The 20060-nt window shown below is 59.8% G+C and carries 16 protein-coding genes and 1 tRNA gene; 10 read left to right on the top strand and 7 right to left on the bottom strand.

Translation table 11 applies throughout. From position 1 onward, the window contains the following. Positions 1–4 precede the first annotated feature (4 nt). Positions 5–1171, top strand: coding sequence for an alpha/beta hydrolase (locus EL18_RS04230; protein ID WP_036480106.1), 1167 nt, complete (start codon positions 5–7; stop codon positions 1169–1171). Here the strand turns inward: EL18_RS04230 and ade are convergent. Beyond that, complete coding sequence (ade, locus tag EL18_RS04225) at positions 1168–2988, bottom strand: adenine deaminase (RefSeq protein WP_036480103.1); 1821 nt, start codon at positions 2986–2988, stop codon at positions 1168–1170. The genes EL18_RS04230 and ade overlap by 4 nt on opposite strands. Before the next feature lie 189 nt (positions 2989–3177). On the opposite strand from ade, the gene recQ reads away from it, so the two are divergent. Next, complete coding sequence (gene recQ / locus EL18_RS04220; protein WP_036480101.1) at positions 3178–4986, top strand: DNA helicase RecQ; 1809 nt, start codon at positions 3178–3180, stop codon at positions 4984–4986. A 7-nt stretch (positions 4987–4993) separates the two neighbouring features. On the opposite strand, the gene EL18_RS04215 is transcribed toward recQ, so the two are convergent. Beyond that, positions 4994–5079 (bottom strand) — tRNA-Leu (locus EL18_RS04215). 104 nt (positions 5080–5183) lie between these two features. Then, positions 5184–5783 (bottom strand): NAD(P)H:quinone oxidoreductase, encoded by a 600-nt coding sequence (gene wrbA, locus EL18_RS04210; RefSeq protein ID WP_036480098.1) that lies wholly within the window; start codon positions 5781–5783, stop codon positions 5184–5186. 159 nt (positions 5784–5942) lie between these two features. Between wrbA and EL18_RS04205 the strand changes: the two genes are divergently transcribed. The 7 genes from EL18_RS04205 to EL18_RS04175 all read left to right on the top strand — a co-directional run bounded on the left by EL18_RS04205 (position 5943) and on the right by EL18_RS04175 (position 15376). After that, positions 5943–6671: a competence/damage-inducible protein A gene (locus tag EL18_RS04205; RefSeq protein ID WP_036480095.1), complete on the top strand. Its 729-nt coding sequence runs from the start codon at positions 5943–5945 to the stop codon at positions 6669–6671. A 52-nt stretch (positions 6672–6723) separates the two neighbouring features. Continuing rightward, positions 6724–7557, top strand: coding sequence for a universal stress protein (locus EL18_RS04200; RefSeq protein WP_036480092.1), 834 nt, complete (start codon positions 6724–6726; stop codon positions 7555–7557). 85 nt (positions 7558–7642) lie between these two features. Then, positions 7643–8143, top strand: coding sequence for a xanthine phosphoribosyltransferase (gpt, locus tag EL18_RS04195; RefSeq protein ID WP_036480089.1), 501 nt, complete (start codon positions 7643–7645; stop codon positions 8141–8143). A 151-nt stretch (positions 8144–8294) separates the two neighbouring features. After that, the gene (locus EL18_RS04190) at positions 8295–8771 is read left to right on the top strand and encodes an NUDIX hydrolase (RefSeq protein WP_036480086.1); all 477 of its coding nucleotides are present in this window, start codon (positions 8295–8297) and stop codon (positions 8769–8771) included. Between the two features lie 88 nt (positions 8772–8859). After that, complete coding sequence (locus EL18_RS04185) at positions 8860–10404, top strand: inorganic phosphate transporter (RefSeq protein WP_036480083.1); 1545 nt, start codon at positions 8860–8862, stop codon at positions 10402–10404. Between the two features lie 607 nt (positions 10405–11011). Then, positions 11012–14776 (top strand): vitamin B12-dependent ribonucleotide reductase, encoded by a 3765-nt coding sequence (locus EL18_RS04180; protein ID WP_036480080.1) that lies wholly within the window; start codon positions 11012–11014, stop codon positions 14774–14776. A 195-nt stretch (positions 14777–14971) separates the two neighbouring features. Further along, positions 14972–15376, top strand: a complete 405-nt coding sequence (locus tag EL18_RS04175) for a hypothetical protein (RefSeq protein WP_036480077.1) — start codon at positions 14972–14974, stop codon at positions 15374–15376. A gap of 17 nt (positions 15377–15393) precedes the next feature. Here the strand turns inward: EL18_RS04175 and EL18_RS04170 are convergent, their stop codons facing one another. Then, positions 15394–16677 (bottom strand): PQQ-dependent sugar dehydrogenase, encoded by a 1284-nt coding sequence (locus tag EL18_RS04170; RefSeq protein ID WP_036480075.1) that lies wholly within the window; start codon positions 16675–16677, stop codon positions 15394–15396. Between the two features lie 143 nt (positions 16678–16820). Then, the gene (locus tag EL18_RS04165) at positions 16821–17195 is read right to left on the bottom strand and encodes a c-type cytochrome (RefSeq protein ID WP_081871086.1); all 375 of its coding nucleotides are present in this window, start codon (positions 17193–17195) and stop codon (positions 16821–16823) included. Between the two features lie 239 nt (positions 17196–17434). Here EL18_RS04165 and EL18_RS04160 point away from each other — a divergent pair, with 239 nt between their 5' ends. Continuing rightward, positions 17435–17929, top strand: coding sequence for a thermonuclease family protein (locus EL18_RS04160; RefSeq protein ID WP_244444511.1), 495 nt, complete (start codon positions 17435–17437; stop codon positions 17927–17929). A 257-nt stretch (positions 17930–18186) separates the two neighbouring features. Here EL18_RS04160 and EL18_RS04155 read toward each other — a convergent pair whose 3' ends face one another. Then, a complete protein-coding gene (locus EL18_RS04155; RefSeq protein ID WP_036480072.1) occupies positions 18187–18903 on the bottom strand; it encodes a GntR family transcriptional regulator in 717 nt (238 codons plus the stop codon). After that, positions 18900–20054: an acetylornithine deacetylase gene (gene argE / locus EL18_RS04150; RefSeq protein WP_036480069.1), complete on the bottom strand. Its 1155-nt coding sequence runs from the start codon at positions 20052–20054 to the stop codon at positions 18900–18902. Before argE ends, EL18_RS04155 begins: the two co-directional genes overlap by 4 nt. Positions 20055–20060: the final 6 nt, after the last annotated feature.

Genomic DNA, 20060 nt, shown 5'->3' with positions numbered 1-20060 from the left:
GCCGATGGCCTCTTCTTCCGCATCTCTCGTGACGACGCTTTTTGCACTTGCGACCCTTCTGGCTGGATGCAGCACCATCGAGCAGCACCGGCTGATCGCAAAAACCATCGCGCCCGCCAGCGATAGCGACATTGCCGCGCGCCACGATCTCTACGTCGCGACATCCCGCGGCTTTTCCTCGCAACCCGGCGTCATCTATGCCGGCGATCGAGCGGATGAGACGACCTTCGCGAAGGTCAGCGTCACGGTTCCCGCCGTTCATGAAGCGGGCATGATCGAGAAGGCCCCGAATCCGATTGTCGCCGACCCTGCGCGCTATTTCGCGGCCGACAGTATCGGCATCTTCCCCGCAAAGGGCGATTTCAAGCGTGACCTCTCCCGCTCCATCAAGGCGCGCGGCGGACGCGCTCTCATCTTCGTGCATGGTTTCAACACGGCTTTCGATGAGGCCATCTATCGCATGACGCAGGTCGTCCATGACGCGGACTACAAAGGCAGCCCGATACTCTTCACCTGGGCCTCGGCAGCGCGAACCATCGACTATGTCTATGACAACAACAGCGCAACGACCGCACGTGACCGGCTGGAAGAGACCTTGAACCTTGTGGTGGAGGCCGGTGCGGAGCGCATCGATCTGGTCGCCCATTCCATGGGCAGCTGGCTCATGATGGAAACGCTGCGCCAGTTGGCCATTGCCGGCGACCCCACACTTCAGGGGCGCCTGGGCGATGTGGTCTTGGCCTCACCCGATATCGATGTCGACGTCTTCAAAAGCCAGATGCGCCGCTATGGCACGCCTGAAAAGCCGTTCTACGTGCTGACCTCCCGGCGCGACCGCGCACTGAGCGTGTCCGGCCTGATCGCGGGCAACAAGCCAAGGGTTGGGGATTACACCTATGCTGAAGACCTCGCGCAATTCGGGGTCACGGTCATCGATGTCACCTCGGTCAGCGGTGGAGATGCGCTCAACCACACGACATTCGCGGAAAACCCTGCTCTTGTCCGGCTCCTGGGACAGGGTCTGTTGCGTGACCAGACGGACGGTGATTTCGAGGACGACCTCGCTGGACGGATCTCGACGCTTGGCTCCGGCGTGGGCCAGACGATCGGCACCACCGCGGACATCATCATCACCACGCCATTCGAGGTTCTTGGACTGACGCTGCGCTAGTCGTCGAGGAACAGGTCCACCTTCTCGAAGCGCGTGACGTCGATCAATCCGATATCGGAAATGCGAAGCTCCGGGATCACGACAAGTGCCAGCAGTGAGTGTTGCATATAGGCGTTGTTCAAGGTGCAGCCCATGTCGCGCATGGCCTCGGCCAGCCGTGAAGCCTTTTCCGCAACGATCTCGGCCCGTTCCTCAGACATCAGACCGGCGATGGGCATCTCCACCAGCGCGAGTTCCTTGCCTCTGGAGATCATGACAACACCGCCGCCCACCTCACCGAGGCGATTTGCGGCAATGGCCATGTCTTCCTTGTTGGTTCCGACCACGATCATGTGGTGGGAATCATGGGCAACCGTCGAGGCCATCGCGCAATCCTGCGTGTAGCCGAAGCCGGACACGAAGCCGTTGGTGACGGCACCAGTACCGCGGTGTCGCTCGACAAGTGCGATCTGGCAGACATCGTTCCTGCGATCCATGGAGACGATACCCTTGGCCACGCCGAGCTCAGCAGTCAGCGCCCGCGTGGGCGCCTGGTTTTCGATCACACCGATAACCCGCGCCTTGACGCTGCGACTGCCTTCCGGTGCCGGGATATCGAAATCGCTCTTTTGAAGCGTCTTGCCCATCCGCACGGTGTCTCGCGCGCTTGAAGGATAGGGATAGGCTGGCATGTCCGCCTCAAGCTTGCCTGACTGCGCAAGCCGCACCCCTCGCCCATAGACCTCGTCGATCTGCAGGCTGGCAAGGTCAGACACGATGAGGAGGTCGGCGCGACGCCCCGGCGCGATCGAGCCCAGTTCCCGCTGCAGGCGAAAATGTTCTGCCGTATTGATGGTCGCCATCTGGATCGCGGTAACGGGAGCAAGACCCTGCGCAATCGCGTGGCGCACGACCCGGTCCATATGACCTTCGTTCACCAGCGTTCCGGAATGGCTGTCATCGGTGCACAGGATGAAGTTGCGCGGATCAAGCCCCTGCTCCGTGACCGCCTTTATCTGGCTCGCCACATCATACCAGGCCGAACCGAGCCGCAGCATGGCTTTCATGCCCTGCCTCACCCGCGCGATGGCATCTTCCATGCGCGTGCCTTCGTGGTCGTCTTCCGCACCACCAGCCACATAGCCGTGGAAGGCGCGCCCCAGCTCCGGTGATGCATAATGGCCGCCCACGGTCTTGCCTGCATTCACCGTGGCTGCGATCTCACCGACCATGGTGCCGTCATTGCCTGCCACGCCGGGGAAATTCATCACCTCACCGAGCCCGATGATGTTCTCCCATTGCATCGCATCCGCCACATCGTCAGGGCCGAGGGATGCACCGGCATTTTCAAGGCCGGGTGCGGAGGGTACGCACGAAGGCATCTGCACGAAGACATTCACAGGCTGCGCCAGGGCTTCGTCATGCATCAGCCGCACCCCTTCGAGACCCAGCACATTTGCGATCTCATGCGGGTCGATGAACATGGATGTGGTGCCGTGCGGAATGACGGCGCGGCAAAATTCCGTCACCGTGACCATACCGCTCTCGACATGCATATGCGCATCGCAAAGACCTGGCACGAGATAGCGCCCGCGCGCATCCACGACCTTCGTCTTCTCGCCAATGGCGTGGCTGGCGTCCGATCCGCAATAGGCGAATCGGCCTTCAACAATGGCCAGATCGGTGCCGGGAATGATTTCACCGGAGTGCACATTCACCCACCGGCCGTTGCGCACCACCAGATCCGCTGGCTGCCGCCCCATCGCCACGTCAACCAGTCTTGTGGCAACCTCACTCCAGGATTTCATGGCGTTGCGATGCTGCTTCTTGTTGTTCATTCCTGTCCCTCCAGAGGTCTGGAGGCACTGTGCCAGCGCTCCATTCGCAAATAAAGCCAATAGCAGCGCGCAAACTGGATGAAACACTTTGTTGGTGGAGCAACATGCTCTGCGCCAATGCGTCGGGCTGAACCGGAACGCACGACCTGCTATTGCAAACCATGATCTGATTCGAATGCAGGCGGAGCAATGGCGGGCGATCCACTGAAAATCCTGAGAAGCGTCTATGGTTACGACGCGTTTCGCGGACAGCAGGAGAAGATCATCCGCCATGTGATCGAGGGCAATAACGCCTTCGTCCTCATGCCGACCGGTGGCGGGAAGTCTCTGTGCTATCAGATCCCCGCTCTGGCGCGCCCGGGCATGGGGCTCGTGATTTCGCCCCTCATCGCCCTGATGCTGGATCAGGTTACGGCTCTGGGTGAAGCCGGCGTGCGTGCCGCCGCGCTGAACTCGGACCTCGACGGGGAAGCAAGACGCGCCCTTTGGCGCCAGATCCATGCCGGTGAGCTCGATCTTCTCTATGTCGCACCGGAAACGCTCATGCGCGATGCCACGCTGGAAGGCTTGCGCAATGTGCCCTTGTCGCTGGTTGCAGTCGACGAGGCCCACTGCCTGTCTCAGTGGGGACATGACTTCAGGCCCCATTATCGCGCCCTGGCCGATCTGGGACAGATATTTCCCGCGACACCGCGCATGGCCTTGACCGCAACAGCCGACACGCCCACGCGCGCAGAGATCCGGTCACTGCTGCAGATCGATGAGCAGGACTGCTTCGTGGCCGGCTTCGACCGCCCCAATATCCGCTACACGATCACCGAAAAAGCGGACCCGCGCCGCCAACTCCTCGCCTTCCTCAACGAGCATCGGGAGGAGAGCGGCATTGTCTACTGCCTCTCCAAACGCAAGACGGAAGAAACAGCCGAGTGGCTGGGTGAGCAGGGCTATGAGGCCATCGCCTATCACGGGGGCATGGACCGCGCCGCACGTGAGAAGGCGCAGCACCGCTTCCAGCGTGAAGACGGCGTGGTGGTTGTCGCGACGATCGCGTTCGGCATGGGCATCGACAAGCCCGATGTCCGCTTTGTGGCCCATCTCGATCTACCCGGTTCGATTGAGGCCTACTACCAGGAAACCGGCCGCGCGGGCCGTGACGGTCTGCCTGCCGAAGCCATGATGCTCTATGGCATGGGCGATGTGATGCAGCGCAATCGCTTCATAGAGGAATCGGACGCGCCTGAAGCTCGCAAGCATGTGGAGCGACAGAAGCTCGATGCGCTTCTGGGACTGGCAGAGACCGGCCATTGTAGGCGCAAGGCGCTGCTGAACTATTTCGACGATGACTGCGAGCCCTGCGGCAATTGCGACACATGCCTCAACCCGCCGGAAATGTTCGATGCGAGCATCCCTGCACAGATGGCGCTATCCTGCATGTATCGCAGCGGCGAACGCTTCGGCCAGGCGCACATCATCGATATTCTGCTGGGTTCCAGGAACGAGAAGGTTTTGGCCAACGGCCACGACAAGCTTTCGACCTATGGTATCGGCAAGGATTACACCCGCCCCATCTGGCGCGACATCCTCCGCCAGATCATCGCATTGCGTCTGATCGCGACGGACAGTGCCGGCCATGGCGGGCTCCATCTGACCGAAAAAGGAGTTCAATTCCTGAAAGAGCGCCCGACCCTCATGCTGCGCAAACCGCGTCCCAAGCCCGTCACGAACGAGAGCGCGGCGAGGTCCAAGCGTTCGGCCCTCCCCGAAAAGCACGAATTGGTGTTCCAGGCGCTACGCGAAAAGCGCCGCCAGATCGCCAGGGAGCAGAACATTCCGCCCTATGTCATCTTCCACGACAAGGTGCTGATCGAGATGGCGACCACCCGGCCGGCTTCACGGGCAGAGTTGAGCAGGATTGCCGGCATCGGTGAAACCAAGCTCGACCGCTACGGCCCCGCATTCCTGAGCGTCATCGCCGAACACGCGGCTCCGGTTCCTTGAATGATGTTGGTGCGGACGGCGGGAATCGAACCCGCACGATCGAGGATCGAGGGATTTTAAGTCCCTTGCGTCTACCAGTTCCGCCACGTCCGCACGGGCAAGAGCGGTAGCCGCTTGAAGCATGCTAATCAAGGGTCAAATGGGGCGGGCAGCTGCATTCGGCCGCCCGCCCGGATATTCACAATGACAGCGAACTGTCAGGCTTTCAGCTTGGCCGTGATGCGCGCCAGACGCTCGCCCTGGAATTTCGCGCCCTCAAGCTCCTGCTCCGAAGGCATGCGCGAACCATCGCTGTTGCTGGTGGTCGTCATGCCGTAGGGTGCGCCGCCGCGGACCACATCATTCCCCATCTGCCCCTGATAGGCATAGGACAGCGGTACGATGAGCATGCCGTGATGCTGCAGGGCGAGCTGGGTGGAAGCCAGCGCGATCTCCGCACCGCCATGCTGCGTGGCGGTCGATGCGATGACGGTGGCGGGCTTGTCGATCAACTTGCCTTCGGCCCACAGCGGACCTGTCTGGTCGAGAAAATTCTTGATCTGGGAAGCCATCATGCCAAACCGGGTGGATACGCCGAAGATGAAACCGTCATAGTCGGCCAGCTCAAGAGGCTCTGCCACAGGTGCATCCTGGTCGAGCTTGTAACCTGCCTTCTCCGCAACCTCCTGCGGAACAAGTTCCGGGACCCGCTTGATAGTGACATCGGCACCGGCTTCACGCGCGCCTTCTGCTGCGGAGCGTGCCATGGCTTCCATATGGCCCCAGCTTGAATAGTAGAGAACGAGTATCTTGGTCATGCCTTGCCTTTCCCGGCTGATGAAACTGACCAGACACAGCTAGGGCAGCGACAGTGTTCAACCAACGGTCTGAAACGAGCACACACTGTTCACTGTTCGTCGCCCATTGCCGGATCACATATAGCCCGCTACTTGCTTGGCGGAACAATGGGATGAGCTATGAGCGACATAATCACGGCAGCCATGGTGGTGATCGGCGACGAGATCCTTTCAGGCAGAACAAAAGACAGAAATATCGGGCATTTGGCCGAGATGCTCACGGCCGTTGGCATCGATCTGCGTGAAGTGCGCATCGTATCTGACGACCAGGATGCCATCGTTGAGGCCGTGAATGCACTTCGCGCGCGCAACAGCTATGTCTTCACGACGGGCGGTATCGGTCCGACCCACGACGACATCACCGCGGATGCCATTTCTGCCGCCTTCGGCCTGCCATGCGAGTTTGATGAAAAGGCTGATGCCCTTCTTGGTGAGCACTATGCGAAGCGCGAGATCGAATATACGTCCGCCCGCCGGCGCATGGCGCGCATGCCGCAGGGGGCGAAACATATTCCCAATCCGGTCTCCGTCGCCCCGGGCTTCAATATCGGCAATGTCTATGTGATGGCCGGTGTGCCTGCGATCTTCCAGGCCATGCTCGACAATGTGATACCTCAGCTGAAGACCGGAACCAGACTGCTGTCCGCAACCGTGCCCTGCAAGCACGGCGAAGGCACTATCGGCGAAGCTTTGGGCGAGATACAGGCTGCGCATCCCGAGACGATCATCGGTTCCTATCCGAAATACCAGGACGGCAGTTTCTGGACTGAGATTGTGATACGTTCTCGTGACCAGGCAAAGATGGAAGCTGCAGCTGCAGCCGTTGAAGAGATGCTGAAAAAGCTCTGAACTCTTTGCGCTTGCCGCCGTTCTTCCCTCATCGCGACGACAGGAGGGGCGTATGAGCTACCGCACTATTCTAGGCATTCTTCACCGCCAGGGCTCGGCCTCTGGATTGCTGGACTATGCACTTCCATTCGTGGCGCGCCACGAGGCGCATCTCATCGGACTGCATGCACGTGCACTGCCAATCACGGCGGCTTCGCCGCTGGGCATGCCGATCATCGACCCCGGTCTGATGCATCCTGAAGATGACGGCGAGCTTCGCGAGCTTTTCGAGCGCCGCGCGAAGGCCGAGGGCGTTCTTCACGAATGGCGCTCCTATGAAACCGTGGCTGGAGACGCTGCCATCTCAGGCATCGAAAGCGCGCGAAGCTGCGACCTGGTAATGGCGGCCCAGAATGATCCGGATGCGGATGCGCAGGAAAAGTCAGATCTGGAAGCGCTTCTGTTCGAGACCGGTCGCCCGGTCCTCCTTGTTCCGCACGGAATGAAGCCGGCAAAGACAGCGGCGCCGAAGCGCATCATGCTCGCCTGGAACGGCAGCCGTCAGGCAACGCGTGCGGCATTCGACGCGCTTCCGCTGATGCGGGAAGCACAAAATGTGGAAGTTCTTGTCTTGGATACGATGGACACGTTGAGGCAGGATGCTTCGATGGCGGGCACGGCCATCGCCGAGGCGCTGTCACGCCACCGCATCGATGTCACCGTCCGTACAGAGGAGAGCGCGGGGCGCAGCCAGTATCAGGCCATGAACGACTGCGTGGCCGAAAGCGGCGCGGACCTGCTCGTAATGGGTGCGTTCGCTCGCGGGCGCATCAGCGAGATGATATTCGGCGGCCTGACCCACGACATGCTGCGCAACATGACGGTCCCCACTTTGATGGCGCATTGAGGCCGACCTTACTTGCCTCTCCGGCACTTTGCGGGTAATTCCCCCGCACCCGGCCCGCCCTGCCTGAAAGTACCGGAGCAACAAGATGCCAGCCCTGCCCGAAAAAGCCTTTCCCGTTTCCTGGGACCAGTTCCATCGCGATGCCCGTGCGCTTGCCTGGCGCCTTGCGGGCGTCAACGGCAAATGGAAGGCAATTGTCTGCATCACGCGCGGCGGCCTCGTTCCAGCAGCCATCATCTCGCGGGAATTGGGCATCCGCCTGATCGAAACCGTCTGCGTTGCGTCCTATCACGACTATTCTTCGCAAGGTGAGCTCAAGGTCTTGAAAGACATCACGCCTGAGCTACTCGAAGATGAAGGCAAGGACGTCCTGATCGTCGACGATCTCACCGATACCGGCAAAACGGCAGCCATCGTGCGCGCCATGATGCCCAAGGCACATTTCGCGACCGTATATGCGAAGCCTAAAGGCCGTCCCCTCGTGGACACCTTCATTACGGAAGTGTCCCAGGATACCTGGATCTATTTCCCATGGGATCTCGGCTTTTCCTACCAGAAGCCGATCGCCGAAGGCGAGGCAGGCTGACCGGTCCGACAAGCCTGCTACCGCATGACATTTGCTTATTTCGCCTGAAGCCCTACTTTCCTCATCAAGACTGCTTCACGACATCTGCCAGAGACAGGCGCATTGACGGAGCATGTAGCGAATGGGGATGGGTAGAGATTTGATTGAAAGCATGCGGCGCCTGAACATCGCCGAGCAGCTTCGGCGCTTGTTTGGCGGAAATCCTCCACGTGTGCAGACCGCAGCCTTGCCCTGGCGCCTGCGCGATGATGTCGTGGAAATCCTGCTCATCACCAGCCGTGATACTGGGCGTTGGGTCCTGCCAAAAGGCTGGCCTGAGGGACGCGAGACCCTCGCGGAGGCCGCTGCACGGGAAGCGGCGGAAGAAGCAGGCGTTTCCGGTGCCGTATCGCGTCACGAGACCGGGCGCTACATATATCGCAAGAAGCGGTCAAACGGCCTCCAACTGCGATGCGAAGTCGCCGTGTTTGCTCTTCAGGTCTCCTCCGTCGCCGATATCTGGCCGGAAAAGAACGAGCGGGAACGCCGCTGGGTCACCCCGAAGGAAGCCGGCGAGATGGTTCGCGAAGCCGATCTCGCCGCCATACTCTGCAATTTCAAGGGTTCTCCACGGAAAATCGCGGCCTGAAGCAACTTGTCGGCCCTGGCGTCTTGAGTCTCGGCTTCACAATACTTAGGCGACTAGCAAACAATTCTCAGGCGCGCGACGTAGTACAATGACCGAAAGTTCGACGACACCTAGAAAGCAGACCCTCGACAAGGATCTCGACAAGCTCGTCCATGTTGAAGAGGCAACCAGCCTTGTCGCTCGCGGCCTGGTCGCGCCGGGTCTCGGCCTTCTCTTCCTGGCGCTGGCTGGTGTGTTCGCCTCCATCTACGTGATTGGCGAGCCGAAGGCGGTCATCATCATCGCTGCGGCTGCAATCGGCGCCTATATGGCCTTGAATATTGGCGCGAACGATGTCGCCAACAATGTCGGCCCGGCAGTGGGCTCCCGCGCATTGAGCCTTACCGGTGCGCTCATCATCGCTGCCGTCTTTGAAAGTGCAGGCGCGTTGATTGCCGGCGGCGACGTGGTCGGGACGATATCCAAAGGTATCGTGTCTCCCGAAGCCGTCAGTACGCCGGCTGTCTTCATTCGCGCGATGATGGCCGCACTTATATCCTCGGCCTTGTGGATCAATCTTGCGACCTGGATCGGCGCGCCTGTTTCCACCACACACTCGGTGGTCGGCGGCGTCATGGGCGCTGGCATTGCTGCTGCCGGATTCTCTGCCGTTGATTGGGGAACCATGTCGCAGATTGCGGCAAGCTGGGTCGTCTCGCCCGTCATGGGTGGTGTCGTGGCCGCCATTTTCCTGGCCTTCATCAAGACCTTCATCATCTATCAGGATGACAAGATTGCCGCAGCGCGTCGGTGGGTACCCCTCCTGATCGCCATCATGGCAGGTGCGTTCAGTGCCTATCTGGCGACCAAGGGACTGAAGAAAATCGTCAAGATCGATCAGCTGACGATTATTCTGATCGGGTTGATCTGTTTCCTGCTGACCTGGTTTGTTTCCCACTTCCGGGTGCGCAACCAGTCGCGGGGCATGGAAAACCGCAACCAGTCACTGCGCAAGCTGTTCAAGATGCCGCTTGTGATATCGGCTTGTCTCCTGTCCTTCGCTCATGGTGCGAACGATGTTGCGAATGCGGTCGGTCCGCTGGCCGCCATCGTTTTCACGGCGCAGGCGGACACCGTAAGTGCAGAAGTCGCCATCCCGATCTGGGTCATGGTGATCGGTGCTGCCGGTATCTCGTTCGGTCTCATCCTGTTCGGCCCGAAACTGATCCGCATGGTTGGCGAGCAGATCACCAAGCTCAATCCGATGCGCGCCTTCTGCGTTGCCCTTTCGGCCTCGATCACTGTCATCATCGCTTCCGGCCTTGGCCTCCCGGTCAGCTCGACCCACACGGCAGTGGGCGCAATCTTCGGCGTTGGATTTTTCCGCGAATGGTACACCGCCAAGTCCAAACGCCGCCGCCGCTACATGGAACGCAAGGGTTTGCGTGTTCCCGAGCAGAGCGTCGGTGCTGCCACCATCATCCTGGGGGATGATGAGGCCACCAACGGGAAGATGTCCCGTGAAGAAGTGGTGCGGCGCAAGCTTGTCCGCCGTGCCCATGTGACAACCATTGTTGCTGCATGGGTGACGACAGTGCCGGCAGCCGCGATACTAGCAGCCATCATATTCCTTGGCCTCAACGCGGTTTCCTGAAGATGATGCGCTGCGGGGTGGTGCGCTTTTTACACGAGCAAGCTCAGAAGCACTCCGTCCCCGATATCCACATAGGCTACACACAACATCTAGCGTCATAGAATCGAGATAAAACGATCCCTTGACGCTTCCAATCGAGTCGCTTTTTATAAAGATGCGCTCGATTGGGGGGCGCGACCGGAAGTCAAGCAGTCGGTCATCCCGTACAACAGAGTTATTGTAAAACTGCCGGTTTTGTCGCAGCCGGCAGCCGGGTGCCTTCGTCCCTGGCGAAGGTGGAAAATTGCGGCGGGGGCGCATGCATCAGGGCTGGCACTAGCAATCTGTTAATACTATATTTAGCGGTAGCGATTAGCCTTGATACTAGATAGTGTGAATTCTCTTGAACAGAGCTTCACCAGCAGCGTCAGGACAATGCCGGCCCGCATGTCGAGGCCTTCTTCACGAATTGACCCCGTTCCGGGTCTCGATTCGTGGGATGGATTGCGGATTGGCTTCACGGATCAGCCGGCGGAAAGCTGTCGGCATCGATAGGCGGACCGGGCATTTGGGCACAAGCTTGAGCAGCAGCCTGAACGCTCAACAGTAGGACGGAAAAGGGACGATCATGCGCATCGAACGGCGGTTCACCAAGGAAGGCCAGTCACCTTATGCGGAGGTTCCCTTCCGCAAGGCGACGAGCGAAATCAAGAACCCGGACGGCTCGGTGGTTTTCCGCCTTGCCGACATCGATGTGCCGGCGCAGTTCAGCCAGGTCGCAAGCGACATTCTTGCGCAGAAATATTTCCGCAAGGCCGGCGTGCCCGCACGCCTGAAGAAGGTCGAGGAAAACTCCGTCCCCTCCTTCCTGTGGCGTTCGGTAGCCGATGAGGAAGCGCTTGCGGAACTGCCTGAAGACGAACGCTACGGCTCGGAGACCAGTGCTGCTCAGGTCTTCAACCGTCTTGCCGGCACCTGGACCTATTGGGGCTGGAAGGGCGGCTATTTCAATTCGGAAGCCGATGCACAGACCTTCATGGACGAGCTTTGCTACATGCTCGCAACCCAGCGCGTCGCGCCGAATTCTCCGCAGTGGTTCAACACCGGTCTGCATTGGGCCTATGGCATCGATGGGCCCGGCCAGGGTCATTATTATGTGGACCCGTTCACCGGCAAGCTGACCAAGTCGAAATCCTCCTACGAACACCCGCAGCCCCATGCCTGCTTCATCCAGTCCGTCGGGGACGATCTGGTCAATGAAGGCGGCATCATGGATCTTTGGGTCCGCGAGGCGCGCCTGTTCAAATATGGCTCCGGCACGGGCTCCAACTTCTCGCATCTGCGCGGTGAAGGCGAAAAGCTGTCCGGTGGCGGCAAGTCCTCAGGCCTCATGTCCTTTCTCAAGATCGGCGACCGCGCTGCAGGCGCCATCAAGTCCGGCGGCACGACCCGCCGCGCGGCCAAGATGGTCGTCGTGGATGCCGACCATCCCGATATCGAGGACTATATCGAGTGGAAGGTGAAGGAAGAGCAGAAGGTTGCTGCCCTCGTCACCGGCTCCAAGATCGTCAAGAAGCATCTTGAAGCCATCATGAAGGCCTGCGTTAACTGCGAAGGCGCAAATGACGATTGCTTCGAGCCCACCAAGAACCCTGCCCTCAAGCGCGAGGTGAAGGCTGCCAAGAAGGCCGCCGTTCCAGAGAACTACATCAAGCGCGTCATCCAGTTCGCCAGGCAGGGCTATACGGATATCGAGTTCAAGACCTACGACACGGATTGGGATTCGGAAGCCTATCTCACCGTTTCCGGCCAGAACTCCAACAATTCCGTCTCCATCAAGGATGACTTCCTGCGTGCCGTCGAGGCCGACGGCGAGTGGAACCTCATCAACCGCATCGACGGCAAGGTCGCCAAGACCGTGAAGGCGCGCGATCTGTGGGACAAGATCGGCTATGCCGCATGGGCTTCCGCTGACCCGGGCCTGCACTTCAACACGACCATGAACGACTGGCACACTTCGCCGGCCGCCGGTCCGATCCGCGCATCCAACCCCTGTTCGGAATACATGTTCCTCGACGACACGGCCTGCAATCTGGCGTCGATGAACCTGCTGCAATACCGCAACAAGGATGGTTCCATCGACATCGCCGCCTATGAGCACACGGTCCGCCTGTGGACCATGGTGCTCGAAATCTCGGTGATGATGGCTCAGTTCCCCTCCAAGGAAATCGCCAGGCTCTCCTATGAGTACCGCACGCTGGGCCTGGGCTATGCCAATATCGGCGGCCTCCTGATGACGTCGGGTATCCCTTACGATTCCGACGAGGGCCGCGCGATTGGCGCGACGCTGACGGCAATCATGACGGGCGTTGCCTATGCCACCTCGGCCGAGATGGCCGGTGAGCTTGGCCCCTTCCCCGACTATGAGCGCAACGCGGACAACATGCTGCGCGTCATGCGCAATCATCGCCGCGCCGCATATGGCGAGGCAGACGGCTACGAGAAGCTCGCGGTCAATCCGGTGCCGATCAAGGCAGAGGATTGCCCCTACTCCGATCTCGTGGAGCATGCGAAGGCTGCCTGGGATCGCGCCATCGAGCTTGGCGAGAAGCACGGCTACCGCAATGCGCAGGCGACCGTCATCGCGCCCACCGGCACGATCGGGCTGGTCATGGACTGCGACACGACCGGCATCGAGCCAGACTTCGCGCTGGTGAAGTTCAAGAAGCTTGCCGGAGGTGGCTACTTCAAGATCATCAACCGTGCCGTCCCCGAAGCCTTGCGCACGCTGGGCTATTCCGAGGCACAGATCGCGGAAATCGAGGCTTATGCTGTCGGCCACGGCAATCTGAACCAGGCACCGGGCATCAACCCGACCAGCCTGAAGGCCAAGGGCTTTACCGACGAGGTCATCGAGACGCTTAACACCGCCCTGAAGTCGGCCTTCGACATCAAGTTTGTCTTCAACAAGTGGACGCTGGGCGAAGCATTCTGCAAGGAAGCGCTGGGTTTCACGGATGAGCAGCTCGACGACTTCTCCTTCGAGATGCTGCCGGCTCTGGGCTTCTCCAAGAAGGACATCGAGGCCGCCAACATCCATGTCTGCGGAGCGATGACGCTTGAAGGTGCACCGCATCTGAAGGACGAGCACCTGCCTGTCTTCGATTGCGCCAATCCGTGTGGCAAGATCGGCAAGCGCTATCTCTCGGTGGAAAGCCACATCCGCATGATGGCGGCAGCACAGCCCTTCATCTCCGGCGCGATCTCCAAGACGATCAACATGCCCAATGATGCAACGGTTGAGGACTGCAAGGCGGCCTACATGCTGTCCTGGAAGCTGGCGCTGAAGGCCAATGCGCTTTACCGCGATGGCTCCAAGCTCTCCCAGCCGCTCAACGCCTCGCTTCTGGCCGATGAGGATGATGACGAGGACGATCTGATCGAGGAACTGGCAGCAGCGCCAACGGCTGCCCAGGCCGCAAAGGTTTCCGAAAAGATCGTCGAGCGCATCGTCGAGAAAGTCGTGCGCGACCGCGAAAAACTGCCCAACCGCCGCAAGGGTTATACCCAGAAGGCTGTGGTGGGTGGCCACAAGGTCTATCTGCGCACGGGCGAATTCGATGACGGGCGTCTGGGCGAGATCTTCATCGACATGCACAAGGAAGGTGCCGCCTTCCGTGCGATGATGAACAACTTCGCCATCGCCATTTCGCTCGGCCTGCAATATGGCGTGCCGCTTGAGGAATATGTGGAGGCCTTCACCTTCACCAAGTTCGAGCCGGCCGGCATGGTGCAGGGCAATGACGCGATCAAGAACGCCACGTCGATCCTCGACTATGTGTTCCGCGAACTGGCCGTCTCCTATCTGGGACGTTCTGATCTGGCCCATGTCGACACGACCGACTTCACCAACACGGCCCTTGGCCGCGGCATCAATGAAGGCAAGGCAACGCCCTTCTCACGCGGCCTCACCCGTGGTGCGGCCCCCTTCAAGGTCGTGACCGGCAAGGCCGAACCGAAAGGCCAGGCCGCCAACACCGACCAGCCGAAGCGGCAGGCCACCACGGCCTCCAATGTCACCTCCATCGGGGCCACGGCACTCAAGCCTTCCGGCATGGCCGAGGAAGCAACCGCCTTCCGCCGCGACTATGAGGAGCGTGCGAAGGAGATGGCGGAGGAAATCGCCGAAGAAGAAGGCATCAATGCCGTCTTCACCGACGAAGCAGCCACCGAAGCCGCCGACGCCAAGAAGGTAGAAGCCCACCGCCGCCAGGCTGCAATCATGCAGGGCTATACCGGCAATATGTGCTCGGAATGCCAGAACTTCACCATGGTGAGAAACGGCACCTGCGAGAAATGCGACACCTGCGGCGCGACGAGCGGCTGTAGCTGAGGTACGCGCAGTCCAACGGTCTTAGGGTGAAAAATGAGGAGGCTCACGCCTCCTCATTTTCTTTGAGCAGCGCTTCCTTGTAGCCGCTCGTCGCGTTGTGCGCGGCCGCTTGCTGCCACACATTATTGCTTCGCCTTCAGGCACCTTGTGGGGTTAGGCTTCGTGATGTGCCTGATGCCTAGGAGAAGCAGAACCATGCGCTTCACAAGACTGGTCGCAAGCCTCACATTGTCTTTACTGTCGTTCCCAGCAATTGCAGACCCGATGGCTGCCTCACAGAGGGCCAGGTCCGGAGATTTCGATCGACGCGGCGATTTATTCTGTGCGCAGAATGCCGGCGATGCCCTGGCGACCTGCAAGGCCGCAGTCGCTCATGTGCAGAATTCGGCGGCAATCGTGGTGACCTTCCCGAGCGGCTTCAGGCGGATGCTGACATTTACTGACGGGAGATTTGTCCGCGGCAACGCCACCATGTCGGGTGTGGGCACGGATTCGGACTGGCGGCTCGACGACGGCACATACCGAATTCGCGTCGACGACCAGCGTTTCGAGATCCCTCAGAGCATGATCCGGAGCGATATGGCCGCGCCAACTGAATAGCGCGGCCAAAGGATTGATCAGCTTCCGGGCGTAAGCTTGTGGATCATGCCTTCATCCACTGCAGTATACAGACTGCCATCCGGACCGAGCACGACCGAGCGGAAACGCCCTGCTTCCATGGGAAGCGTCATCTCGGTGACATCTTCGACAACAAGACTGCCATCTTCCTCCGCGAACTCGATGACATCGATCCGCTGCCCGATCGGAGTACCGCCAAAGCCGATCCCCATGATGCCAACGACCATGGCACCGTTCCAGTCACCCCACTGCTCGCCTTCCAGGAAGACAGCCGATGAGGTGCCCTGCGACCAACCATTGTTCGTCCAGACCGGTGGCATGGCATCCGGATAGGTCTCGAGATCCGTCATCGGCATGAAAGCGGCCCGCTCATAGCGGTTCATGCCCTCGTTCTGGTTGGGCATGTACCCGCAATAGTCATCGGGACAATCGCCCCTGCCCGCCATGTTCGGACGCGGATCCCACCCGGCATTGCCGCCATTCTCGAGCACGGTGATTTCATCCGAATGCCAGGGACCATGCTCGGCAGTGATCGCCTGACCGGTCTCGGGATGGAAGGCGATGCCCTGAACATTGCGGTGACCATAGGTGTAGGTGCGCTTGTCAAAGCCTTCTGGCGGATTGTTGTCAGGGTGGGCATTGCCGTCCGTGTCAATGCGCAACACCTTGGATCCCATGAGCGTCGGGCTTTGCGGCACTTCCTCATTGTGGTTGTCGCCGGTCGTCAGCCAGAGCGCACCATCAGGCCCGAAGCGCACGCGCCCGCCATTGTGAGCCCCCGCCCCGCCGAAGGGGTGATCAGAGGCCTCCATCTTGTACGGGACATCGTCCACGATATCGGTTCGGTCGGAAACGGCAGTGAAGTCCTCATTGAGTGTGAACCGCATCAGCCGGTTGGTATGCGGGTCGGACATGTTCGAGGTGGCATAGACATAGATGCGGCGATTGTTTTCAAAGTCCGGGTCGAACGCCACACCCATCATTCCGGCCTGACCTTCACAGAAGAGATCAGTACCGCTCGCAGCATATCCTTCGGTGTCGCCCATCCCGTATAGGGCATTGACGGTGCCATCTGGCAACCGCACGGAAAGGCCTTTGCATTTCTCGGTGAAGAGCATTGTGCCATCATCGAGGAACGCCATGTCCCACGGATTTTCCAACCCCTCCACCACGACTTCATGCTGAAGGCTGGTTGTGTTCATTCCATTTTGGGCAAAGGCCGGCGCAATGATCATTGCTGTACCGGCGAATAGTGATGCGACCCACGGCTTGAGATGAGCCATGTTATCCTCCCTTGGATTTTTCCAAACGTGACCGGGCTCTTGAACTCACGTTCGTTGCCGCACCGAAGCCCGGCATCAGTGTAGTCCCATCCGGAAAATCTAGCGAGTCAGTTCGGCCATCGCCGATCATGCACTTGTAGCGATCAGTCGAAAGCGCTCGTTACATAGACCGCGAGACCGGCAATATCTTCGTTGCTCAGCTTCTTCGCTGGCTGGAACATGAGCGCGGAGTTCGGGCCAACCCGCTCCCGCGCACGATAGGTGACGAGCCTGTCGGCAATATGCTCGGGCTCCTTGTCGGTCAGCTTCGGATAGCTGGCGACGCCCTGCGCCTTGTTCCCGTGGCAGGCGCGGCAGCTCTTCTTGAAGATCGCCTCCGCCGCCTCCAGATCCACATCCTCCGCATTCAGCGACAGTTCAAAGGTCTCGGTGTCATCATCAGCGGATTTGTGGGCATCCGCCCAGGCTGCCACGCCGCCAAAGACGATGAGTATGGCCGAAATATAGATCTTGATCATGGAAGCTGCCTCCCAAACAGCATTGCCACCAAACTCTAGGCGCTCTGGTGAAGCGCGTCCAATGAACAAGCGTAACGAGGTTATCCCTGCCCGACCGCGTCGTTAAAATTCCACGTGTTTCCTGAACCAAACAGAAAAAGGTCTGCCTCATCATCCCCTCGTGAAGGAGGGGCGAGTTGATGGGCCGTGGTCGCCAACCAGAAGCAGGTCGGTATAGAAAGCGCAGCCAGAGTGGCATATTGCGCATTCTGAAGGACTTCTATGGCCTTGCCGTGCTTGCCGCATGCATGGCCTTCGCCGCAGGTTACTATCTTTCCGTGCCAGGCGAGCTCGCACGTTTCGTGCCGTTCCTCGCCTATGCACCAACGCCCGAAGATACCACCCATGCCCGTTTCGGGATCTGCGGCCACGGCCCGCGGGTCAACTGTATCGTGGACGGCGATACGGTATATGTGCGTGGAGACAAGATCAGGCTTTCCGACATCAATACTCCCGAGCTTTTCAGCCCCCAATGCAGGAGAGAGGCGGAACTGGCCGCGCGCGCGCAAAAGCGGCTGCAGGAGTTGATGAATCAGGGACCGATAAAGCTGCAGAGCGGTGTCGGACGGGACAGGGACGTCTATGGCCGCAAGCTGAGGAAAATCACTCACAAGGGTCGATCCGTCGGCGATTATCTGGTCGCCGAGGGCCTTGCCCACAAATGGCGGGGCCACAAGCAATCATGGTGCAGCTGAAAAAACAGGCTGCCGGAGGGAGGAGGTTCCGGCAGCCTGTTTGCGGTCAATCGCGCCTTGTTTCCGGCGCTTCGAGTTGTCCCCTCTGGACCCTCGCCAATAACCATGCAGGAAGCGTGCCAAACTCGAAACTGCTGAACTTTCCTGCGTTTCGGCTGCTGCACTGCAGCACCACACCGCGATATTGATGCACATTTATGCGCCATGCACTATCTTCTGCTGATTTTTTCAGCAATCACGCAAGAAACCAAGCCTGCTCAAATACTATTGGCTGCCGGAGGTGCTGCCGAGGACTGCGCCTTGGCCAGCAGGCGTGAATAGCTCATCGAGATATGCGCGCGACGGATGTGGCCGACCGCGGCCAGATCACCGCTTTCCAATGCGAGTGAAACGTCGCGCATCTCGCGGATGAAGGCATCCACCTCCTCGCGAAGGACATTGCGATAGTGACCAAGGCGAGAGGCCGTTTTCAACCAGATACGAGTGGTCTGAAAATAGAGGCGTTCGCTGACCTGGCGCAGAGGCTCATTGGAAGTCAGCGACTGAAGGAGATGAAAGAATTCCATGTTGAGACGCGCGAACTCCCGCGCGTCGGGCAGTCGCAGAAGGTCCTGAGCCCGCCCCTCAAGTTCCGCCAGTTCCCGGATGAGCGCCTCGTCAGGCGCAACAGGTGACAGTTTGCCCGTCAATTCGGCAAGCTCGATGCGCAGGCGGTACACTTCGCTCAGGCTCTCGATGTCGAAGTCGGTGACGATGGTGCCGACACCATGAACCGATTGCACAAGCCCCTCATCCTCGAGCCGTGCCAGCACGCGGCGAATGGGCGTGCGGCTGACGTGAAATTCCTCGGCCAGATCCTCTTCGCGCAAACGCCGCCCAGGCGGGTAGTCGAGCAGGCATATGCGCTTGCGCAATGTCGCGTAGATCCTGTCATAGCGGGCGCGAGCTTCACTGGTACCGGGTTCCTGCGTCACGAGAGCCGCGCTCCCAACCGTTCCAGCATCCCCAGACAGGCGTCCATCTGCGCAAGCGAGATGAACTCGTCGGGCTTGTGCGCCTGGTCGATGGAGCCTGGCCCGCAGATCACCGCCGACATGCCTGCGGTCTGGAAAAGCCCTGCTTCCGTTCCGAAAGCCACCACTTCCGCCTCGGTCAGACCCGTGAGTTCGGAAACGATACGCCGGGCCTCGGATTCCTCCACCGGCTCCAGCCCTTCAACCTCGCCTATGACATGCGTGACGATATCCGCCTCTGCATGAATTGCCTGCATGGCCGGCCGCAGCACCTCATCGACATAGGACGTGATATTCTCCTTCACGAAAGAAGCATCTGCATCGACGACGGGGCGCATTTCCCATTCGACACGCGCATGGGAAGCGATGACATTGCGCGCCGCACCTCCTTCCACGCGCCCGACCTGTAGTGTGGTCCAGGGCGGGGAGAACCGGTTTGAAGGTGCGCGCTCCTTCAATTCTTCCGACAGCGCCATGAGCCGGTTGATATAGCGCATGGCGTATTCGATCGCATTGACCCCAAGCTCCGGCCGCGAAGCATGGCCGGCAAGGCCCGTGAACTCGGTCGTGTATTCGAAGCAGCCCTTGTGACCCTCGATGATGCGCATGGATGTCGGCTCGCCGATAATTGCAGCAGACGGTCGCAATTCCATGCGCTTCAACTCTTCCACGAGCGAACGCGCGCCCATGCAGCCCACCTCCTCATCATAGGTGAAGGCAAAATGCAGCGGACGCTTCAGCTCCATCGCGGCAAATTCGGGTGCCATGGCGAGACAACAGGCGATGAAGCCCTTCATGTCACAGGTACCGCGACCGTAAAGCAGGCCACCCTCTTCGCGCATGGCGAAGGGATCTGAGGTCCAGTTCTGCCCATCCACCGGCACGACATCCGAATGGCCCGATAGAACGACTCCACCGTCACCTTCAGGCCCCAGTGTGGCGAAGAGATTGGCCTTGGTGCCGGTCTCGTCACGCATCACGGAGATGCGCGCACCAACATGGGACAACAACTCGGACGCATAGGCAATCAGCTGCAGATTGCTGTCCGCCGAGACCGTCGGAAAGGCGATGAGTTCGCCCAGTATCCCCTTGGCGCGCGCAAGATGGTCCATGTCTGC

The organism is Nitratireductor basaltis (assembly GCF_000733725.1).
Classification (GTDB): domain Bacteria; phylum Pseudomonadota; class Alphaproteobacteria; order Rhizobiales; family Rhizobiaceae; genus Chelativorans; species Chelativorans basaltis.
This window is presented reverse-complemented; position numbering and strand designations above follow the sequence as displayed.